The following is a 20,667-nucleotide window of genomic DNA, read 5'->3' as shown; positions in this document are numbered from 1 at the left end:
CAAATCCGGCTCCGCAAAAGGCTTGCACAAAGCAAGGCCCGGCACTAACTCCACCCGCATGAGTTCCGAAACTTCCCTCATCCTTTTCAAACCCGACGCAGTCGAAAAAAACCTCACAGGCACCGTGCTCGCCCGCTTCCTTGCGGCTGGCTTCAAGATCCGTGGCATCAAGATGATGCACCTCAGCGATGAAATCCTCGCCGAGCACTACTCGCACATCGCCGATAAACCGTTTTTCCCCGCCGTTCGCGGTTTCATGCAGGAAACGCCGGTCATCGCGCTCGCACTCGAAGGTGAGAACGTGATCGCCGCCGTGCGTGACCTGCTTGGACCGACCGACTCGATGGTCGCTCCGGAAGGCACCATCCGTGGCGACTTCGGCTTCAAGGATGCCGACGCGAAGATGCGCAACGTCTGCCACGCTTCCGATTCGGTCGAAGCCGCGCAAGCCGAGATCAAACGCTTCTTCAAAGCCGACGAGATTTTCTCCTACTGAGATGCTCGTCGAACGCGTCAAGTATGTCATCTGGGCAGCGGACCTGGCGCGGGCGACAAATTTCTATCAGACAGTTTTCGGAGCGGAAATCCTCCGAAGCAACAGCCATATCTCCGAACTGGAGATCGCCGGTACCATCATCGGCATCCACGGTGGCGGCGAGGGAAAAAAGACATGGACCGGCATCAGCCTCCAAGTCGCGGACGTGGTCGCCGGAGCCGCCGAGGTGGTGGCCAATGGCGGCGGTCTGACCCGCGAGCCACAGGAAGAGGATGGCGAGCCGCCGCATCTGGCGATGTGTTTTGACACGGACGGCAATGAGTTCATGCTCATCCGCAAGCGTTGATCGGTTAGCTTGGCTGGCGGCGACCGAACTTCCCGATTTCCATGTCCACGTTCAGTTTGCTGCAGGTTTCGCTCGATCAAACGATTGACCGGGAATCGCTTGAGGAAGCCTCGGATGCGGCGCCATCCGTCGCGCGCGCCGATTGCGCCGGCATGCAGCGCGACTTGTTCGGGATCGTGGTCTCGGGACTTTCGTTTGAAGAAGCGACCGCATTTCAAGCGGCTTTGAAGCTCCAGGGTTTTGCGACTGACGTTGTGGCGGACAGCGAGATTCCTGTTTTGCACGAGGCCTTCACGATTCAACGGATCGATTTGGCGAAGGACGCGCTGATCTTCACGGACACCATAGGGCGTGAGCAATCGAGGCCACTGGAAGAACTGGTTTTCATCGCGGGCGGATTTTTAACGCAGCGTAAATCCAAGACCGAATGGAAGATGGGGGTTCGCCACATCAGTTCATCAAATGGTTCGCTCGATATTCCGACACCTGAAAGACAGCACAAAGAGGAAAATGTTCCCGAGTTCCGCCTCGATTTCTTTTTCTCGTCATCGCCTAACCGGCTTCGGGCTTCTGTTTCGGCGGACAGCATGATGTTTTTCCGCGGGCGTCCGCTAAGGTTGCGGGATACGGCGCTGCTGCTAGGTGCGATGATGGATCTGCAGGAAATACTACCGCCGGACCGGGTTGGTGCAGGACTGAAACGGTCTGACACGAAAAACGCCTATCCGTCACTGCGGAGCTACGAAGAGGAAATCCGCTGGCATTTCCATCGCTTGAAAAGCCGGGCTTGAAAGCTTGTTGGCTCCGCAAGGATGCGGTAAACTGGGGCTGATGTTATTCCCGGATTTCGAATACTCGACCTGGCTCGGGCTGGCCGCTTTGCTGACATTTTACGTGGTGGGGATTCTGCATGTGCTTCATGCGCTGATGCACGTGAGGACCTCGCAGGGAACCATCGCCTGGGTGATTTCGCTGCTGACGATTCCGTTCCTGGCCATTCCAATGTATTGGCTGTTAGGACGAACCCGGTTTTCCCGCAATATCGGCGGGCGGCGGGAGACGGACGACCGATTGAAGAAACTGGCGGAGTCGATGCACCTGCGTTTGCGCCACTGCGAGGTGGACCTTCCGGACGACGACGCCTTTGAAAAAGCGGCGCAGTTGCTCGGCGGCCTGCCGTTTACCAAAGGGAACGATCTCGAACTACTCATCGATGGCGAACAGACCTTCGAGCGGATTTTCGAAGTGATCAAAGAGGCGGAAAACTATCTCTGCGTGAACTTCTTCATCGTAAAGAACGACCAGCTCGGCACCCGCTTCCAAAAGGCGCTCATCAGCCGGGCGAAGGCGGGAGTGAAGGTTTACTTTTTGTTCGACGAGATCGGCTCACACAAGTTGCCAAGGCGTTTCCTCAAGGAAATGCGGGATGCGGGAATCGAATGCCTATCCTTCGGCATCAACCGATTCTGGTGGTCACGGTTCCAACTGAATTTCAGAAACCATCGCAAGATCGTGGTGAGCGACGGCAAAACGGCATTCATCGGCGGGCTCAACGTAGGCGACGAATACATGGGAAGGGACAAGCGCTTCGGCGAGTGGCGCGACACCCATTTAAAAATGCGCGGCCCGGTGGTGCAGGCGGTGCAACTGGTGTTTCTCGAAGACTGGTTCTGGGCTTCCGATCAAGTTCCCGAACTGCAATGGGAAACCCGGCCGGAAGAGGCGAATCAAATCGCCGCGGTAATCCCCACCGGCCCGGCCGACCCTGCGGATTCGTGGCAACTGGTGGTGGCGGAGGCGGCCAATTCCTCGCGGAAAAAGCTCTGGATCGCCACACCGTATTTTGTTCCGGACGAGGGCGTGCTCACCGCCTTGCAAACGGCTGCCCTGCGTGGAGTGGATATCCGGATTCTCATCCCCGAGCGGGCGGATCAACTGCTCGTCTGGCTCTCGGCGTTTTCTTACTACGAACAAGTCCTTCCCTACGGCGTGAAATTGTTCCGCTACCACCGCGGATTTCTCCATGAGAAAGTCATGCTGATCGACAATCGGCTTGCTGCAGTAGGCACAGCGAATCTCGACAACCGCTCGTTCCGTTTGAATTTCGAAATCACAGGTTTCTCGACGGATCAAAAATTTGTCAACGAGGTGGAAGCCATGCTGCTGAACGATTTCAGTCACTCCAAGCTTGTCAAAATCGAGGAGTTCACCGGAAAATCGTTCTTCTTCCGCGCAGCCTGCCGGGCGGCGCGATTGCTGGCACCAATTCAATAAAATGAAAAAGGCCCGGCCGAATGAACGGCCGGGCCTTGGAAATTCTTGGGAACTCAGTTTTTCGCAACGTTGCCCAAGTCCGGACGCTGACGGACGATGTTTGCCAGCATTTTCCGGCAATGATCGTAGCTGGTGCGCTGGCTAAGAAGTTCGGCGCTGCGGGTCATAGACCCCCATTGCACGACGGTCATCTCGACAGTCCGGGTCGCCCATAGGCCCATGACTTCTTTAGTTGGAGTGTAAATGTCCACGGTGCCGGTGCCAAGCAGGGCGGAACCGTAATCGTCCACGACATAAAGATAAGGCAGACCCTTGATGCGGAACGTGGTCCCGACCGGATAGAACGACCAATCGGCGGCGGCGCTGCGGACCCGGTCGTTGTAGCGAAGCGTGGTGCCGGTGGCGTTCTTGTCGCCGTAAATCAAGTGGTCGGACTCGGTGGAGGTGTAAGCCGTGGTGCGGACGATCCGGTTGCGATCACTGAAGGCGTAAACCGGCATCGAGTGCTTGTCGCGAGGCTTTCCAGCGGCGGCGGCAACCGCTTGGGAAGAGGCCGGAGGCAGCGCGAAGCTCTCTCTTTTAGCATAAATCCCCGAGCCGGAACGGATCGAGGATTTAGAGATGACATTGGGGCCAGAGCCGCCGCAGCTGGTGAAAAGCGCCGCCACCAAGGCGAGCGCGGTTAGGGAAAGGGATCGATAAATCATGCAGTAGGGATTGGAAAAGGGATAGCGCCTGCGCGAAACAAAGCGCGCATCTCATAGTCTCCATCGGCTCCTGCGGCAACCGGAAAAAGCCGGGAAGGGCAAGTTTACCATGTATTCACACTTGAAATCAAAGAGTTACGCCCTTCCGCCGGGAATAAAAATCCGGTTTTCGCCGCCGCCGCCCCGGCTAGCGGGTCGCCGCAGGCAGCCAAACCCGGGCCCCGGCGCTGCGCTCGGACGCCGCCTTGAAGAACCCTTGCAGACCCCGGCGACCGTGTAGGTCGGCCACGGCATCCACAGCCCGGCTCCACCTCCAACGGAATCCCGCATCCCGCAGCCGGACGGAATCCGCCCAACGGCTTTTCAAGACGAGTTCGGTCTCGGTTCCCATCAGGCGGGCACCGATTTTCAACATCCAGCGCCTGGCAGGCACACCGAGCGGCATCCCGACCGCTTCGCGGAAAGTCCGCATCCACTCGCGGTTGGTTGGAAATTCGGGGGCCGTGACGTTGACCGTCCCGTCGAGAAACGGATCGTTGATGACAAAATCCACAGCCCGCAGGAAATCCTCCATGTGGATCCAACTGATCCGCTGGTTGCCGCTGCCCATCGTCCCGCCGAGACCACGCGCGGTGAGTTTTCTGAGCACATCGTAAACTGTCGCCTCCTCGTTGGCCAAGACCATACCGATGCGCAGCGCCAGCTTCCTTGTTTCCGCAGGCACGTTCGCATTGAAAAACGCATCTTCCCACGCTTGGGCCACGTCGCAGGAAAATCCCTCGCCCGGTTCGCCGAGCCAATCGTTCTGCGGCATGTCCTCGGCGTGGCGATACCACGTCGCCGTGCTCGTGTTCAGCCAGGTCTTCGGCGGTGTCTTGCAGCCCTTGATCGCCTCGCCGATCACACGGGTCGCATCCACCCGGGACTCGAGGATTTCCCGCCGGTTCTTTTCCGTGTAGCGGCAGTTCACGCTGCGGCCGGCCAGATTAATGACGGCTTCCGCGCCTTCGAGGGCAAGCGCCCAAGGGCCGAGGGTTTTGCCGTCCCACTCGAGAAACATTCCATCACCGCTCCAGCCCTCGCGGCTGCGGGCGATGGCGACAACCTCCTTGCCGTTTCTGGCAAAGTGGCGGGTCAGGTAGCGGCCAAGGAATCCATTGGCTCCGAAAATCACGATGACGGGATTCATAAGAAAGTCTTTCTGTTTTTAGGTTAGATCAAACGTGGCAAACGCCGTTTTTACATTTCGCTACGGGCAGCGAGCGGATGGCCGTCGCCAATTCGGCGTCGGTCCGGAGTTTCATCAGGCGGGAAATCGTCAGGCGATTCTCGGACAAGAGGTGCACCGCTTTTTTCACGAACGGTTGGAAAACCGGAGCTGCCAGACGGAACGACCAATCTCGATATTGAACCGTCGTCCACAGGCAGGTCAGCCAGGCGGCGCTGCCCTGCCACCAACGGCCGTCGTCGGCCAGCACCACCACATCACGCTCAGCGCCTAAGACTAACGAATCGGAAAATCGCCTGAGGGCTTCAGCGGAATCGTAGTCGAGGAATTCGACGGCCACGCGCTTCGGCTGCGCTTCCAACCAGACGCGGAACTTCGCACACAGCCCGCAACGGGGATCGTAGAAAATCGTTAGCGTTTTCATGGCGGCGGAGTGATTTCGAAATTCAAGCGATCAGACTTTCGCTCTCACGATTCCGGCTGGTGGCATTGGAGGCGGCGCTTGGTCCCAAGTCGCGCGTTTCCGCATTTTCGTGAACACGAGCAGGTTGAAGAAATGCATGGCTCCCAGAACTAACAAGACCACGCCCAGCTTGCCGCTGAGCGCTTCAAAAATCCCGCGGACGTCCTGCACTTCGTCGGCCAACTTGAGGTAAAGCGCCACGAATCCGAAATTGATCAGATAGAAGCCCATCACCAGCAGTTGGTTCACGCTGTCCGCCAGCAGCTCGTTGCCGTGGAAGCAATCGACCAGGAAGATCCGGCCGTTCCGGAAAAGGTTCCGCGCGACCCAGATGGTAAGTGGCAGCGCGATTGCGAGATAGATTCCATAACTAATGACGGTTGCATTCATTTGTGGTGTTCCTTTCTTGTTTTTTCTTTTCGTTTATTTCGATTTTTCAGGAATTTATGAAAAATTGGGTGAAATTTTTTTAACCGAGAAGCTTCGTCGCCAACTGGACGGCAAATCCATATTTCATCGCGCCAATACGGTCGGACATTTTCGAGGCGAATCCGACGAAGTCCTCCAGCGCCTTCATTTGATCGTAAAACGCCTTGCCCTGCGGGCTGTCGATCTCGCGACTCTCTTCCGCGCACTTGCTCAGGATCGCTAACGCGGGCTCGATCTCGCGGCGTTTCCGTTCGCGGGCGACGATGGTGAAAATGCTCCAGACATCCTTTTCGGCTTCGAAAAATTCACGGCGCTCGCCTTTTTTCACCACCACCCGCAGCAACCCCCAGGCAACCAGCTCCTTGAGATTCGTGTGGGCATTGCCGCGGCTGATCTGCAGCTCTTCCATCACGTCGTCCGTGGTGATCGGTTCGGGAGCGGTCATGAGCAGAGCATGGATCTGCGCCATCGTCCGATTGATCCCCCACTGGGTGCCGAGCGCGCCCCACTGCGCGACGAATTCGTCACGAGCATGTTTGAGCTTTTCGACCTCCGTGTTCACGGTTTTCAATAAATACTGAAAACTCGGAAACAGCAAGAAGAAATACGGCAAAATATAGCAGATCCATTCTGGCGCAGCATTTGCTTAAACCCGTGACGAACAAGACACATTTAAATCCATGAGTGCCCCCATGAACTCGTAGAGTATCGCATCGTATTCAATCACCATATCCCAAAAAAAATGAGACTTCTCCCTCAAACCCCATCCTCGGGCAGGCTTTCAAAGCTAGCTCACTGGTCGCGAGCTTTACTCGCTAACCCGCTGATTAACAAATTGAGCTCAACCGGGATTTCTTCCCGGATCAGATCTAGCCTATTGGCGGCCCCAGCGTTGCTGGCCGCTGGAATTCTCGGGTTTCTTCCCCAGACGTCCAAAGGAACCGCCTTACTTGATCAGGATTTTTCCACCTTCACAAACGCAAATCTTATCGGACAAGGTGGATGGCTCGAGAGCGGTGCGGCAACACCCACTCTAGCGATCAGCGGAGGCGTCGTGGTGCTAAACACCTCAGGTCAGGATGGCGGAGTCGGCTTTACCGCAGCCACCAGCGGCAACCTTTACCTCGGGTTGAAATTAAAAATTGCTTCGGCCCAGGCAACGGGCGATTATTTTACGTGTTTCAACTCTCTCGCGACTAGCAGCGCCACCTACAATGGCCGAGTGTATGTCAAGCGAGGCTCTACAGCCAGCAAGTTTCTGATCGGACTCTTGATGGGAAATACCGGGGCCACCGTTTCCTATGGAACTCAAGAGTTGGATGTAAACACCGAATACGTGTTGATTTTCAGATACAATATCAATGCCGGCACCCTGAATGACACTGGTGCGCTCTACATCAACCCCACCAGCACAACAGAAGCCAGCAATTCACCCTACCTGAACACGGTGACTTGGGCAGGAACTTCCGCCGAGATTACTTCCTATGCAGCCGTCTCTCTTAGACAAGGTTCAGCCTCAAATGCCGCTGCAGGCACGATCAGCAGAATGCTCGTCACAAACAACTGGGCTGATCTGTCACCACTCATCTCAAGCGCCCCGACGATTGGCACTAGCGTCGTCTCGCTCACATCATTCACGACGGTGGCTGGTACCGCCTCAACCTCACAGAACTTCACCGTCAGCGGCACGGCTCTCACTGCGGACATTTCCGTTTCCGCACCTTCAAATTTTGAGGTTTCCACCGATGACGCGACTTTTTCAAGTTCCGCAACCCTTACTCAATCCGGAGGTTCTGCATCCGGCATCATTTACACCCGCATCGCAGCGTCAGCACCTGCAGGCTCTGTCTCGGGCAATATCACCTTGTCCAGCACTGGGGCCACTAACAAGACAGTTGCTCTCAGTGGAACCGTAAACGCACTGAATGCACCTCTGCTCGATGCCACCCCCGCAAGCCTGACCGGCTTCTCCACATCCGCAGGAGTCGTTTCCGCCGCGCAGACCTTTTCAGCTTCCGGCACGAACCTGACAGGAAACATCACGATCACCGCCCCCTCCGGATATGAAGTCGCCACCTCCGGATCCTATGGGCCGACGGTGATTCTGACACCCTCCTCCGGCACCGTTCTCAGCACGGTGATCTCTGTTCGGATTTCGACCGCCGCCGCCGCGGGCAGTGCTTCCGGAAACGTAGCCGTTACCAGCACCGGGGCGACCACGGTCAATGTCGCGGTCTCCGGCACGGTGTCTCCGGCAGTCACGATCAACTACGTTTCGCTCACCGCGCCAGGGGCGGCTTATACCCAGAACTTCGATGCCCTCCCCACAACGACCATCACGGGCGCTTTCTCAGGAACGATCGGACTTCAAGGCAACTTCAGCACGATCACCAGCAGCTCCACGCTCAACGGTTGGTACGGCGTAAAGAACAACGGGAACATAACCCCCCCCGTCGCGGCGGTCAATCTCACCGCAGATACGGGAACGGGCAGCAGTGGCGGAATGTTTAGCTACGGTGCGGCGGCTGCCAGCGACCGGGCGCTTGGCATGCTCGCCTCGGGAACCAACACCATGACCTTCGGGACTCTCGTCAAAAACGACAGCGGTTCCACGCTCACCGGCCTGACGTTCTCCTTCACCGCCGAGTTCTGGCGGAATTCCACCGCAGTTCAGAACATCCTGGCATTCGCTTACGGCAAAATCAATGGCACCACCTTCACGAACGACAATTTCCTGACGGCCTCCGGAGCCACGACTTTCCCCAGCCTTGATCTCAATGGGCCTGCGTTCGTTGGAGCAAACGGAGCTCTCGACGGAAACCTCCCCGCTAATAAAACCGCCGTCGTCTCTGTCACCCTGCCGATCAGCCTGGCGGCAGGCGAAGTAGCCTTCCTCCGCTGGAGCGACTTCAACGATGGCGGAAGCGACGCCGGCATCGCGATGGACGACCTCACGATGGTCGGCGAGGACAGCACCATCCTCGTCCCAACGGTGAGTCTGCCCGGCGGATCCTATTATACCAATCAGACCGTCTTCGTTTCGAACTATGCCTCCTATGCGGCCGGGGAAACCCTTCGTTACACCACGGATGGTTCTGATCCTATCGCAACCAGCCCCGCCTACAACAACGGCACGGGCATCACGATCAACATCGGAGCGGGAACCAAGATTCTCAAGGTGGCCGCATTCACAACAGGAGGGGCGCGCAGCAACGTTTCGACGTCGACCTACTTCCTTCCACTCGATGTGGCCGACCTGACCGCCCTGCGCGCATCGCCGACAGGCACCACCATCTACCGCGTTCTCGGCCAAGTGACCTTCACCGCCTCTCTCCCTACCCGCAACACGAAGTTCTTCCAGGACAGCGGCGCGGGAATCCAGATCGATGACTTCAGCACGGTGGTGACAAGCACTTACACGGTTGGTGACAATGTTGCGAACATCATCGGGAGCATCTCGACGTTCAACGGTCAGCTCCAGTTCACCCCGAAGGTGGATTTCGGCACCGCCATTTCGTCAGGTAACGCGGTAGTGCCGCTGTCTCGCACACTCGCCACCTTGACCGATGCGGACCAAGCTAGGTTGGTTTCCGTAACGGGCGTCACTTTCTCAAGTGCAGGATCTGTCTTCGCCACGGCTCCGTCATTCACCAGCATCAATGATGGCTCCGCAGGAACGTTCCAAAACCTGTTCGGCACCAACACTCCCAGCGGCCTCGAAATCACCGGTGCGACAATCCCCGTCGGCCCCAACACGGTGACGGGCGTCATTCAGAAGACCTCGATCACTTCGGTGCTGACGATCACGGTTGCCCCAAGGAGTATGGCCGACATCGTTTACACCGGTCCTCCGCTCATCACCGTTTCCACCTCCAAGACCACATTGCTTGAAGGTGCCACCGGCGTCACCGAGGAATCGCCACTGACCGTCGCCCGGACAGGCAGCACCGCTTCCACGCTCGTCGTGGACATCACGGAGAGCACGGCCGGAGCGCTTCTGGCGGATATCTCTCCTGATGGTATCAACTACCCGGGATATGCCGTTCTTCCTTCAACCGTCACCATTCTAGCAGGCCAATCCTCGGCAACGATCTATGTGGTTGCGAAGAACGACGCCATCTACACCGGCACACGCAACGCAACCTTGACCGCCGCATCGGCGGGCTTCATTTCCGGAACGAAAGTCTATACAATCACCGATGACGACACGCCTACGAACATCTATTCCTCGTGGGCGAACACGAACGCCGGTAGCCAGGGTGCGGCGGCGGACTTCGACAAGGACGGTGTCTCCAATGGCGTGGAATACTTCTTCGGTGCCACGGGTTCTTCGTTCACCACCAGCCCCCAGTTGGTAGCGAACAAGATCTCATTCCCCAAGGATTCCACCGCAACCAGCGCCACCGGAACCATCCAAACCTCGCCTGACCTCATCAACTGGACTCCTGTAACGGCGGACACCAGTGTCCCGGGCTTCATCAGTTACACCCTCCTGCCGGGACAAGGAAAAATCTTCGTCCGTCTGAATGTGGTCGTGACTCCCTGATTCACCGGATCTGTCAAAATTCCAAGGCGGCCCCGCGAAAGTGGGGTCGCCTTTTTTTGGCTTGATTCATGCGCCATCGCGCTCGACTCGCGCATTTCACCAAGGCAAAATCCCTCCATGAAACCTCGCTTCTCGCCGCAGCATGGCCAACAGAATAAACAGGCCCGTGAGAACCGCCATGTCCAGACGGTGGAAACCATCACTCCATCGCTCGACGAGGACGACCTGATGGCGATTGTGGCCGAACACGCGGTGCCCTTCGTCTTGATTCTCGATTGCGTGCAAGACCCCCATAACCTCGGAGCCATCCTACGGACGGCGGATGCGGCGGGCGTGCATGCCGTGGTCGCGCCGAAAGACAAGGCCGTCGGCATCACCGAAACCGTGCGCCGGGTTTCCGTGGGAGCGGCGGATCACGTCCCGTTCGCCCAGGTGACCAATCTCGCACGGACGATGGAAAAGCTCAAAGCCGCCGGTCTCTGGCTCGTCGGCACCTCGGACCATGCGAAGGCGAAGTCAATCTACGACCTCGACCTCAAGGGGCCGCTCGCGCTCGTCCTCGGAGCCGAGGAAAAAGGCATGCGCCGGCTGACGGAGGAAAACTGCGATTTCCTGGCTTCCATCCCGATGGCCGGAAAAGTCGAATGTCTGAACGTTTCGGTGGCGACGGGTGTCTGTGTGTTCGAGGCGGTGCGACAGCGCCGGATTGCCAATGAATGAACCCGTCCGGGTACTTTCGGATCTCCATTTGGGTCACAAGATTTCTCGAGTCAACGACGTCTCCGCACTTCGTCCGTTGATCGCCGGAACAGGCACCGTTATTTTCAATGGCGACACTTGGCAGGAGCTTGCGAAGCCCTTCCTCGCCCGCTCGACCGTGCTGTTGGAAGAACTGAGAGCCCTATGCGCCGAGGAAGGCGTGGAGGCTGTCTTTCTCTCCGGAAACCACGACCCCGGCTGGCCCGGACGCGGCTGGGTGGAGCTGGCGGACGGGAAAATCATCATCATGCACGGCGATGCGCTGCTCTTCGACGGCTCGCCTTGGAAGCGCGAAATCCTCGTTAACGGCGAGCGCGTGTTGGAGCTCTGGAAACAACACCCGCTGGCCGATCACGACGCGGAGGAAAGATTGCGAGTCGCCCGGGAAATCGCCCGGGAATTGTGCAGCGTGGAATACCCGAACGGCCGCCATTTCATCCAACGCGCCTGGGATGCCGTCCTGCCGCCCAAGCGCGCGGTGAAAATGTTGGAAGCCTGGTTCACCCAAGGCGCGGCGGGCGCCAAGTTCTGCGACTCCTATTTCCCGAACGCGGAAGTGCTCGTCATCGGGCATTTCCACCGAGAGGGGTGCTGGGAGATAAACGGCCGCCGCATCATCAACACCGGCTCCTTCACCAGCCCCGGCCGCGCGCATTGGGTGGAGTGGAACGATGGCTGGCTCAGCCGCGGGATGGTCGATGAAAGCCCACAGGACTGCCGGAAAGGCATGGCGCTCGATGTCTGGCGGCTTTGAAGCGTGCGGGTTTCCCCTTGGAGAAACCCGCCATGGACATGGCATGCATGCTGGTTACCGTTCCGCCCATGACGACTCGTTTTTTGATGTCTGGATTGCCGCTGGTGGCGCTGGTTTCCTGCGCTTCGGATGAGGTGCGTGAGGGACCTAAGCCGCCCCCCGCTGCCTCAGAATGGACGGTCGCGGATCCGGCGAAACTGAAATTCTCGGCAGTGGAAGTTCCCGGTGGGCTGGATGTTTCGGAAAAGGGAAAACTGATCTCACGGGTCCGTTGCGCCAAGCCAATCGAGCGCTGGGTGTTCGTGAAAGAGGGTCGGGATATTGTCATCAGATGCAGCAACGCGGGAGCTCCGGCGACAATCGAACTTTATGACAGCCACACCGCGATCCAGCGCGATTCGGTCGCAGCGGATCAAGTGATCAATGGACGGCCGGCGTGGGCAACTTCCCTCGCGGATTCCCAACAATGAGGACGGCGACGGCAGTTTGAAAAACTGGTACACGAGGACGGGATCGAACCGCCGACCAATCCGGTGTAAGCGGACCGCTCTACCGCTGAGCTACTCGTGCACGGCAGGGCGGGAAGCTGGCCGGAGATTTCCCGAAGATCAAGCCAAGAGTGATGCGGGCTTGCGGGTGGGGCGCGGCGGTGGTTTGTTCCCGGCACGAATGCATTTGCGCCTCTCCGATCAGGAACTCGCCACCTTGGTGGAAATGGTTAGCCTCGCCGCCAATGTGGCGTCGTGGAACCAGAAGGAAACCGCCAACGACCAGGTCGCGGCGTTTGAGAATCTGGAGAGCAAGATTCTCGAAAAAGCCGGCCACTCGGGTTTGGGCGACTGGATCGAGTTCGACGAGGAAAGCCAGCGCTTCCGGGTGAAGGCGGAGAAAGAGGAAAGCCTTTTCTATCACGAATGCTACGAGGAATTCCGCAACGAGAGCTTCTGGGACGAGCTGGCCGTTAGACTCGCCGACCGCGATCTCGCCCGCGCCATCGGCTTCGCGGAATGGGAAAAACTCAGCGAGGAAGACCGCCGCGCCCGCACCGTCGCATGGGAAAAACGTTACTGGGAGGAATTCTCGAAACGTGGGGTCGAACGCGTCACTGTCATTACTCCGCCCACCGAAGGGTGACTTTCAGTCGTGCGGCTAGAACAAATTATCGATGCAGCATTTACTAAAACTATTGCTGATAGATCTTCATACGGGCTATTTTAAAGTAAATGGCTTCAAGAAGGTTCGTAACAAGTTCCTTCGGGAGCTGGATGGGGTGATTCAGGAAGTGGAGTTTCAATCCTCTCGATGGAACACCAAAGGAGAAGCGGCTGTTTTCTACGTAAACGTTGGGATCACATTCACCGACATTGCCACGGCGGAAGGAACTCGAGGAGGCAGACATGGCGACGGAAGGATGCCAGGGCTTATTCCCGGCCTTCCGCCCCAATACGAATTGATCGAAACCAATTTGGGAGTTGTTCGCGACGAATTGATCGCCAATTTCCCGATGTTACTCGAGGTCATTCCAAGCCACTACGAAGACGTCAGACAACTGGCATTGAAAGGTTTTCAGACAATGATTCCAATGCCTGACTCATGGCGGAAAGATCACTAGCCGTGAACGAACACGCCACCAAAAAGTGGTGACATTTCAGCCCTCCGTTTTCAACCCGGCATCATGTATCCTAACAGACTCCCGAACCGCTCGCGTAGTTTGGTTCGCGGAACGATGGCGTCGATCAAACCGTGCTCAAGCATGAACTCCGCCGTCTGGAAACCAGGAGGCAGGGTCTGATGGGTTGTTTCCTTGACCACGCGCGGACCGGCGAAGCCGATCATGCACTTCGGCTCGGCCAGATTGATGTCGCCGATGGTGGCGAAGGATGCTGTGACGCCACCAGTCGTCGGATGCGTGAAAAGAGAGATGTAGGGCAGCTTCGATTCTGATAGACGGGCGAGAGCGCCGCAGGTTTTCGCCATCTGCATCAGCGAAAGCATCCCTTCCTGCATCCGTGCGCCTGACGAGGCGGAAACAATGATGACACCGCGTTTTTCGGCGATGGCCATCTCGATGGCACGGGTGATTTTCTCACCAACAACAGATCCCATCGATCCGGCGAAAAACTTGAAATCCATAACGGCAATCATCGCCTTGTGGCCTTGGATCGTGAGACGTCCGGAAATCACCGCATCGTCGAGTCCGGTCTTTTCGCGAAGGGCCGCCGTTTTCTCGGCGTATCCCGCGAAGCCAAGCGGATTGGCGGAGATCAAACCCACTTCCGTTTCCTCGAAGGTGTCCGTATCGGCGAGCATCGCAATGCGTTCGCGCGAATCGATCAGGAAATGATGGCTGCAATGGACGCAGACGTGAAGGTTCTGCTTGAGCTCGAGCGTGTGGATCAGTGCGTCGCAGTCTGGACACTTGGTCCAATGGCCTTCCGGCATGTCTTCACGTCGGTCACGACCGCGCAGGCGGGGTTTGCTGAATATGCCCATGGGATTGGAAAGTTGCTTGCTGGAATCCGAGCTGCCGCGGCAGTTGTCTCGTGGCGACGAAGCTAGTGGCAGGTGTGGATCACGACAATCCCCTTTTGAAAGATCTGTTTCGGAAGGCGCATATTAAGGGTTGCTATTTTCGGCCAAAGGAACCAAAACCTGCGAGCGGAAATAGTAAGCATTCCCGTATTACTTAATGAGCACTAGGAACTTTGTAAGTGGTTCGTCGATCATCCTTGTGGGATGGCTCGGAGCAACATTTCTCAACGAAGTGCCTTCTCAAAGGTATCCGAAACTCGACAAGACCCCGGCGACGGTCAAACTGGACTTGGAGTCGATGAATGCCACCGCGACCTCCTCCGAGAAATCACCTGCCCTTCAGGTTTCCCTCTCGCGTTGATCCGGAGACTTCACCAGTCTCGTCGGCATGGCTGCCGAACCCGTTATTTGTGATACCAAGCCGCTGGCACTCGAAGTGGATGCAGGGACTCACTGGTGGTGTTCCTGCGGGCGCTCCGGACATCCTCCGTTCTGTGACGGTTCCCACAAAGGCACCGGCCTGCAGCCGGTGAAATACGAAGTGACGGAGAAAAAAACCGTCTGGTGGTGCCAGTGCAAACACACCGGAAACCCGCCACTCTGCGACGGCTCGCACAAAAGCCTGCCGAAGCCGGAGTGACGGAAAAATTAGCGGATCAATAGGTTTTCAACCACTCGACCACGTCGGCCACGTCCTGCGCGGTCATGCCGAGCTGATCGGCTCCTAACATCAGCGAGCGATCCATGTCCTTGCGGCTGCCGATCTGGTTCTTCGGCACCCGCTGCGTGAGACCGCCGGTCGAACGGATGACGACGGGATCCCCGTCCGCGACGATGTGGCCGTCGATCCATTTTCCGTCCTTCAGATTGATGGCCGAACCTTCGAAACCGTGGGAAATATCGAAGGACGGATCGATGATCGAACGCGCGACGATTTCCGGCGCCTGTCGGCTTGCGAAACCTTTGAGATTGGGTCCGTAATCCGGGCCGGCTTCTCCGATCTTGTGGCACATGATGCAACGTCCGGCCGCAGCCTGGCCACGTGCGGCATCGCCCTTCAATGCCATCACATCGGCCACGCTGAACTTGGTGGACTCCGGTTTCGCGGGAACGATGATCTCAACAAGCGGAACGGGCTTCTCGATGAGCTTGCGCTTTTCCAACTCGTCCTTGATCCCTAACGACGACCACTCGCCTTCTGCCCGGTTCGCCAGCCACCACAGGGCCTGGTCCTTAACGGGAGACTCTTGCGCGGCGATATCCATCAGCGCGTAGGCAGAGTCCTTCGACTTGATGAAGGCGAGGGAATCGACGGCGAGCGAGCGTTGCTCCGTGCTCAAATTTGCCGAGGCGGCGCGTGTTTTCAAAGATGGAATCGCGGCTTCCGGCATCAGCCGCCAGGTGAGGCGGGCGAAAATGTCGGACCACTCGCCGGGCGCTCCGGGTTTCATTTTTTGCCCGACGGCTTTCCAAAGTTCTTCGGTGTTGTGTCCCGCACCGATGCCGAGAGATTCGAGATAGGAACGGTCCTTTCCGTCATATTGCGACGCCACGGCGACGAGGACATCGCGGGCTTCTTCGAAATTCCGGTAGCGCACGGCTTGCGCTGCTTCCACTCTAACTTCCGGAGCAGGATCATTTGCCAGCTTGCGGGCGTATGGCAGATCGTCGATCGCACCATCGGTCCGGCGTATCGCACGGAATGCCGTCAGACGGTTGGCGGCATTGCCGCTGGTGAGCAGGGAGTTGAGTTTAGCGCGGCCTTTTTCACCAAGATAAGGCATCAGCCAGATCGCGCGGGAGGCGACGTAGGGATTCGGATCATCGAGGACTTTCGCAACGGCATCGTAAGCTGACGCACCGGCGGCTTTCAGCTTCTGGAATCCGAGCGAACGAACGTTCACGGCGGGAGATTTCAGGGCAAGGATCGCGCCCTCCATTTTACCGAGATCAATCTTCGGAACGACCGGTTTGAAGCCCTTGGGAGCGATTCGATAGATAATACCGGACGCGGCTTCATCCTGCGTGTCGTGACCGCCAACCCGCGGATCGGTCCAGTCAGCAACGTAGAGCGCGCCATCGGGGCCGACGCAAACATCGGACGGCCGGAAATTGAATTTCAGCTTGTCCTGTTCAGCGGATCCCGCCTTTTTCACACCACCGGTGAAGTCGGCGCCGTCGAATTGCTTCTCCGGGTTCGTGGTAAGGAAATCGGTGCGATCCAGCTTGAAACCGGCACCATCCGGAGCGGGTTGATAACCGAAGATGACGTTTCTAGCAGCTTCACAGGAGAGCAGCGTACCGTTGAATTTATCGCCCAAAGCGCCGTTTTCATAAAACGCGATGCCGGTGGGCGAGCCGCCGCCATAGACGTCGCCAGCAGGCATGCTACCGGGATTTTCCTGTCTCCAGTGGGCGGTCGGAACATCTTGACCCGGCCGGCGGTCAGCATCCCAGAACCGTGTGCCGTCGTTGGAAAAGTAGCCGGCATTTCCGTGTTCCAAAACATGGCTGGTACGGCAAGCCGGCGGATCGTCGTTGTCGTTTTGAAATACAAAGCCGCGCGAGTTGATCGTCTGCTCGAAAGAGTTCCGGTAGTTATAGCCGATGATTTCCGCATGTGTCGCGTCCGGGTTCATGCGGACCGTGAAACCACCGACATAGACGAAGCCGTCATCGCTTTTTTCACCGGCGATCGCCTTGGTATTGGTAGGCCACTCTCCACCGCCGCTCTGGTAGTAGTAACTTCCGACACGGAATGTCTTACCCGACTTGTCAGTGAAAACGCCGCAGGTGTTTCCTTGGTTGAAATACCACTTCCCGTCCGGCCCAGCAGTCAGCGAGTGGAGTGAGTGGTCGTGGTTTTTACCGTTGAAACCCGTGAGCAGGACTTCGCGCTTGTCACCGGATGCGGGGTCGAATTTCCCGTCGCGATTGACGTCGGTCAGCTTGAGCAAATTCGGCGGCTGGGAAACGATGACCACGTTGTCGAAAACGGCGATGCCGAGCGGGGAAACAAGTTCAGGATCCTGCCAAAAAACCTTGGAACTGTCCGATTTCCCGTCTCCGTCCGTGTCTTCAAGAATCACGATACGGTCACCCGCAGGCTGACGTCCCGATTTCCCGCGATAGTCCACGCCTTCAGTGACCCAGATCCGGCCGAGATGGTCGATGTCGATATTCGTCGGATTGAAAAGCGCGGGCGAGGCCGCCCAAGGGGTGATTTCCAAGCCCTCGGGGAGCTTGAATGATGCGAGTGGCATCGCCGGGGGCTCTTGGCCCGGTGTCCAGGCGTGGGCTGCGGGCATCGTCGCGAGAATCAGGAACCGGTAGAGAAATTTCATGGATTGGATCGATCTTGAAGGGAAGGCTATTACAGGCGGTTTTCAGGTCAACTATCAACAAATCCGGGGACCTGCTTTGACAAGCCCGAGCCCGCTGGCTATCCAAGCCCATGCGATCGCTGATCAAACACGTCCTCAAACGCGCGGAAGCCTGCGATGATCTCCACGTCGCCGGTTGGGTTCGCACCCGGAGGGATTCAAAGGCATTTTCCTTCCTCGAACTCAACGACGGAACCTGCCTTGGAAATTTGCAGATTGTGGCCGACGCCGGTATCCCCGGATACGAGGACATCGCGAAAATGAGCACCGGTGCCTCCATTGAAATTCGCGGAAAACTGATCCCCTCACCCGCCGCAGGGCAGGCCTGGGAAATGCAGGCCACTTCGCTTAAATTATTAGGTGGTGTTCCGGAAGATTACCCGCTCCAGAAAAAGGGCCACAGTACCGAGTTTCTCAGATCCATCGCCCACCTCCGGCCAAGGACCAATCTCTACGGCGCGGTGTTCCGCATGCGCAGCCGGATGGCATTCGCCGTGCACAAGTTTTTCCAGGAACGGGATTTCATCTACGTCCACACGCCGATCATCACTGCCAGCGATTGCGAGGGGGCGGGTGAAATGTTCCGGGTGACGACGCTGCCGGATGACAAGATTGCAAAGGCGGAGGAAGACTTCTTCGGTAAACGCGCTTTCCTAACAGTCAGCGGCCAGCTCGAAGGCGAGACATTCGCCTGCGCGCTTTCCAACATCTACACCTTCGGCCCCACCTTCCGCGCGGAGAACTCCAACACCTCGCGCCACGCCGCGGAGTTTTGGATGATCGAGCCCGAAGTCGCGTTCTGCGATCTCGAAGGCGACATGGACCTCGCCGAGGCATTGGTAAAATATCTGGTTAAGGAAGCGCTCACTAACAGCGATGGCGATCTGGCCATTTTCGAAAAGTTCGTGGACAAGGGCCTTCGCGAGAGACTTGAGTTTGTAGCCAGCCGCCCGTTCGAACGCATTACCTACACCGAAGCCGTCGAACTCCTCAAAGCCAGCGGCAAAGCCTTCGAATACCCGGTCGAATACGGCCTCAATCTGCAATCCGAACACGAACGCTGGCTCACCGAAGAGCACTTCAAAAAGCCGGTCACCGTCTTCAACTACCCGAAGGAAATCAAACCCTTCTACATGCGGCTCAACGACGACAACAAAACCGTCACCGCGATGGACGTGCTAGTTCCCGGCATCGGCGAGATCGTCGGCGGCAGCCAACGCGAAGAGCGGTTGGACGTCTTGATGGAGAATTTCAAGAAGCACGACCTCGATCCGGATGCCTACGGTTGGTATGCGGATCTCCGGAAATACGGCAGCGTCCCCCACGCCGGTTTCGGCCTCGGATTCGAGCGAATGCTGATGTTTGTCACCGGCATGGCCAACATCCGCGACGTGATCCCGTTCGCCCGAACTCCCGGGAATTGCGAGTTCTAGACGTCCGCTTGAAACCCTCCCCCCCCGTAGATGGCTCAAGTCCACATCGGAAAAATCCACACCCGCATGGAAGGAACTTCCTGCGTGGTCAGCGCCTTGGTCGCGGGAGAGGAGGTCTGGTTTTCCTCGAAAGATGCGGTGTTGTCGGCGGCTCCCGAGGCTTTTCTCTCCGCATTTCTGATTCCCGCCCAACTGCGGAAGGACCGCCTCGTTTCTAACTCTCCCGTCTGCGGGACATGGTTTCGCAACACCCATGAACTATCGGTAATCACGAACGGCTGGTGGAAGAGGAAGGTGAAACCTCCCGAAGTCCCCATCGTCGATCGTGGCAAACCGAAACGATGGTGGCGCAAGACGGCGCTGTTTTTCACCGCGGGGGTCGATTCATTCCACACGCTTAATCACTATCCGAAGAAAATCCACGCACTTGTCAATATCCACGGGTTCGACATCGCTCTAGCGAATGAATCACGGCAGAAACCAGCGGAGCAATCCTACCGAAGTGTCGCCCGGCAAAAGGGAATTTCCTTGGTGCAGATCCAAACCAATCTTCGGGAGCATTCCTATTTCAATAAGACCAATTGGGATTACACCCACGGTGGTGCCATGGCCGCGGTCGCCCATCTTCTGAAATCCGATTTCCATGATTTCGTCCTGAGTTCCAGCACCCGGAGAAATGACACCCGCATCTGGGGATCCACGTGGCAGATTGATCATCTTTGGAGTTCCGGAAACACCCGGTTCATTAGCTGGGGGGAGCACCTGTCCCGGGCTGAGAAAATGGAACAAATCGCCGGCAATTCTCTGGTTCAAGAACACTTGCGAGTCTGTTGGGCAAGCACTGGCCCGGCAGCCAATTGTGGAACCTGCCCAAAGTGCACGCGAACGATGGTCTCGTTACTATGGGCGGGGAGATTCGAGCAGCTCAAACATTGCTTCGTGGAAAATCCACCGCTGCTGGATGTGATTTCAAATTGGAAGCCTGCGCCGATATGGTCGACTGCGGAATTGGATCCGGTATATACCAATCCGGAACGCCTTCCAGAGCCTCTGAGATCCGCCATCAGATCCCAGCGGGACCAGCTTCTCGCAGACCTTGATCTGCGGTTGAGAAAGAAATCGAGGTCCGATTTGTATCACGAGATTCCGCCATCTCCGGGTTTGAGTCAGATTCGATCCGAGCCGGAAATGCCGGTCGGGAACCGGTGATCCCTCCGGTTTTTGGCACTGTTGTTTCCGGCCGTTTTGGTTGTTTCCTGTGTCGCGTTGCGCCTTCCTTTTCGCCCGGCTATTTTCCGCTTTTTCCGGGCAAAAAAA

21 protein-coding genes and 1 tRNA gene are annotated in these 20,667 nt (G+C 57.4%); 14 read left to right on the top strand and 8 right to left on the bottom strand.

The genetic code is table 11. The features are described 5' to 3' along the window. Window positions 1-58 precede the first annotated feature (58 nt). From ABIQ96_RS19965 to cls, 4 genes are read left to right on the top strand one after another with little or no spacing between them, the layout of a single operon-like run. Entirely contained in the window at window positions 59-496 is a 438-nt protein-coding gene (locus tag ABIQ96_RS19965; RefSeq protein ID WP_348216405.1) for a nucleoside-diphosphate kinase, read from the top strand. A 1-nt stretch (window position 497) separates the two neighbouring features. Continuing rightward, window positions 498-842, top strand: a complete 345-nt coding sequence (locus ABIQ96_RS19960; protein ID WP_348216404.1) for a VOC family protein — start codon at window positions 498-500, stop codon at window positions 840-842. Window positions 843-883: 41 nt separating this feature from the next. Continuing rightward, on the top strand, window positions 884-1,633 hold the full coding sequence (locus ABIQ96_RS19955; RefSeq protein ID WP_348216403.1) for a hypothetical protein: 750 nt from the start codon (window positions 884-886) through the stop codon (window positions 1,631-1,633). A gap of 40 nt (window positions 1,634-1,673) precedes the next feature. Further along, the gene (gene cls, locus ABIQ96_RS19950; RefSeq protein WP_348216402.1) at window positions 1,674-3,116 is read left to right on the top strand and encodes a cardiolipin synthase; all 1,443 of its coding nucleotides are present in this window, start codon (window positions 1,674-1,676) and stop codon (window positions 3,114-3,116) included. A gap of 53 nt (window positions 3,117-3,169) precedes the next feature. Here cls and ABIQ96_RS19945 read toward each other — a convergent pair whose 3' ends face one another. The 5 genes from ABIQ96_RS19945 to ABIQ96_RS19925 all read right to left on the bottom strand — a co-directional run bounded on the left by ABIQ96_RS19945 (window position 3,170) and on the right by ABIQ96_RS19925 (window position 6,505). Beyond that, entirely contained in the window at window positions 3,170-3,823 is a 654-nt protein-coding gene (locus tag ABIQ96_RS19945) for a 3D domain-containing protein (protein ID WP_348216401.1), read from the bottom strand. A 187-nt stretch (window positions 3,824-4,010) separates the two neighbouring features. Beyond that, entirely contained in the window at window positions 4,011-5,012 is a 1,002-nt protein-coding gene (locus ABIQ96_RS19940) for a TIGR01777 family oxidoreductase (RefSeq protein ID WP_348216400.1), read from the bottom strand. Between the two features lie 28 nt (window positions 5,013-5,040). Next, window positions 5,041-5,475: a DCC1-like thiol-disulfide oxidoreductase family protein gene (locus tag ABIQ96_RS19935; protein ID WP_348216399.1), complete on the bottom strand. Its 435-nt coding sequence runs from the start codon at window positions 5,473-5,475 to the stop codon at window positions 5,041-5,043. A gap of 30 nt (window positions 5,476-5,505) precedes the next feature. Next, complete coding sequence (locus tag ABIQ96_RS19930) at window positions 5,506-5,904, bottom strand: hypothetical protein (RefSeq protein ID WP_348216398.1); 399 nt, start codon at window positions 5,902-5,904, stop codon at window positions 5,506-5,508. A 79-nt stretch (window positions 5,905-5,983) separates the two neighbouring features. Then, a complete protein-coding gene (locus ABIQ96_RS19925; RefSeq protein ID WP_348216397.1) occupies window positions 5,984-6,505 on the bottom strand; it encodes a MarR family transcriptional regulator in 522 nt (173 codons plus the stop codon). Window positions 6,506-6,820: 315 nt separating this feature from the next. Here ABIQ96_RS19925 and ABIQ96_RS19920 point away from each other — a divergent pair, with 315 nt between their 5' ends. The 4 genes from ABIQ96_RS19920 to ABIQ96_RS19905 all read left to right on the top strand — a co-directional run bounded on the left by ABIQ96_RS19920 (window position 6,821) and on the right by ABIQ96_RS19905 (window position 12,472). Further along, window positions 6,821-10,489 carry an FN3 associated domain-containing protein gene (locus ABIQ96_RS19920; RefSeq protein ID WP_348216396.1) on the top strand — a complete coding sequence of 1,223 codons (3,669 nt, stop codon included), beginning with the start codon at window positions 6,821-6,823 and terminating at the stop codon, window positions 10,487-10,489. Between the two features lie 117 nt (window positions 10,490-10,606). Next, on the top strand, window positions 10,607-11,209 hold the full coding sequence (rlmB, locus tag ABIQ96_RS19915) for a 23S rRNA (guanosine(2251)-2'-O)-methyltransferase RlmB (RefSeq protein ID WP_348216395.1): 603 nt from the start codon (window positions 10,607-10,609) through the stop codon (window positions 11,207-11,209). Beyond that, the gene (locus tag ABIQ96_RS19910) at window positions 11,202-12,002 is read left to right on the top strand and encodes a hypothetical protein (RefSeq protein WP_348216394.1); all 801 of its coding nucleotides are present in this window, start codon (window positions 11,202-11,204) and stop codon (window positions 12,000-12,002) included. The genes rlmB and ABIQ96_RS19910 overlap by 8 nt, the downstream gene beginning before the upstream one ends. A gap of 68 nt (window positions 12,003-12,070) precedes the next feature. Next, window positions 12,071-12,472 (top strand): hypothetical protein, encoded by a 402-nt coding sequence (locus tag ABIQ96_RS19905; RefSeq protein WP_348216393.1) that lies wholly within the window; start codon window positions 12,071-12,073, stop codon window positions 12,470-12,472. 25 nt (window positions 12,473-12,497) lie between these two features. Here ABIQ96_RS19905 and ABIQ96_RS19900 read toward each other — a convergent pair. After that, window positions 12,498-12,572: transfer RNA gene (locus ABIQ96_RS19900), tRNA-Val, on the bottom strand. Between the two features lie 99 nt (window positions 12,573-12,671). On the opposite strand from ABIQ96_RS19900, the gene ABIQ96_RS19895 reads away from it, so the two are divergent. Together ABIQ96_RS19895 and ABIQ96_RS19890 are read left to right on the top strand one after the other, a co-directional pair. Next, on the top strand, window positions 12,672-13,136 hold the full coding sequence (locus ABIQ96_RS19895) for a hypothetical protein (protein ID WP_348216392.1): 465 nt from the start codon (window positions 12,672-12,674) through the stop codon (window positions 13,134-13,136). Window positions 13,137-13,167: 31 nt separating this feature from the next. Then, a complete protein-coding gene (locus ABIQ96_RS19890; RefSeq protein WP_348216391.1) occupies window positions 13,168-13,614 on the top strand; it encodes a DUF4304 domain-containing protein in 447 nt (148 codons plus the stop codon). A 50-nt stretch (window positions 13,615-13,664) separates the two neighbouring features. On the opposite strand, the gene accD is transcribed toward ABIQ96_RS19890, so the two are convergent. Further along, window positions 13,665-14,495: an acetyl-CoA carboxylase, carboxyltransferase subunit beta gene (accD, locus tag ABIQ96_RS19885; protein ID WP_348216390.1), complete on the bottom strand. Its 831-nt coding sequence runs from the start codon at window positions 14,493-14,495 to the stop codon at window positions 13,665-13,667. A 196-nt stretch (window positions 14,496-14,691) separates the two neighbouring features. Here accD and ABIQ96_RS19880 point away from each other — a divergent pair, with 196 nt between their 5' ends. Further along, on the top strand, window positions 14,692-14,895 hold the full coding sequence (locus tag ABIQ96_RS19880) for a hypothetical protein (RefSeq protein WP_348216389.1): 204 nt from the start codon (window positions 14,692-14,694) through the stop codon (window positions 14,893-14,895). 27 nt (window positions 14,896-14,922) lie between these two features. Further along, entirely contained in the window at window positions 14,923-15,174 is a 252-nt protein-coding gene (locus tag ABIQ96_RS19875) for a CDGSH iron-sulfur domain-containing protein (protein WP_348216388.1), read from the top strand. 16 nt (window positions 15,175-15,190) lie between these two features. Here the strand turns inward: ABIQ96_RS19875 and ABIQ96_RS19870 are convergent, their stop codons facing one another. Next, window positions 15,191-17,878, bottom strand: a complete 2,688-nt coding sequence (locus ABIQ96_RS19870; RefSeq protein WP_348216387.1) for a PVC-type heme-binding CxxCH protein — start codon at window positions 17,876-17,878, stop codon at window positions 15,191-15,193. A gap of 110 nt (window positions 17,879-17,988) precedes the next feature. On the opposite strand from ABIQ96_RS19870, the gene asnS reads away from it, so the two are divergent. Beyond that, window positions 17,989-19,350 (top strand): asparagine--tRNA ligase, encoded by a 1,362-nt coding sequence (gene asnS / locus ABIQ96_RS19865; RefSeq protein ID WP_348216386.1) that lies wholly within the window; start codon window positions 17,989-17,991, stop codon window positions 19,348-19,350. A 30-nt stretch (window positions 19,351-19,380) separates the two neighbouring features. Further along, the gene (locus ABIQ96_RS19860) at window positions 19,381-20,559 is read left to right on the top strand and encodes a hypothetical protein (protein ID WP_348216385.1); all 1,179 of its coding nucleotides are present in this window, start codon (window positions 19,381-19,383) and stop codon (window positions 20,557-20,559) included. Window positions 20,560-20,667: the final 108 nt, after the last annotated feature.

The sequence above is a fragment of the Luteolibacter sp. genome (genome assembly GCF_039920825.1).
Taxonomy (GTDB): Bacteria; Verrucomicrobiota; Verrucomicrobiia; order Verrucomicrobiales; family Akkermansiaceae; genus Luteolibacter.
This window is presented reverse-complemented; position numbering and strand designations above follow the sequence as displayed.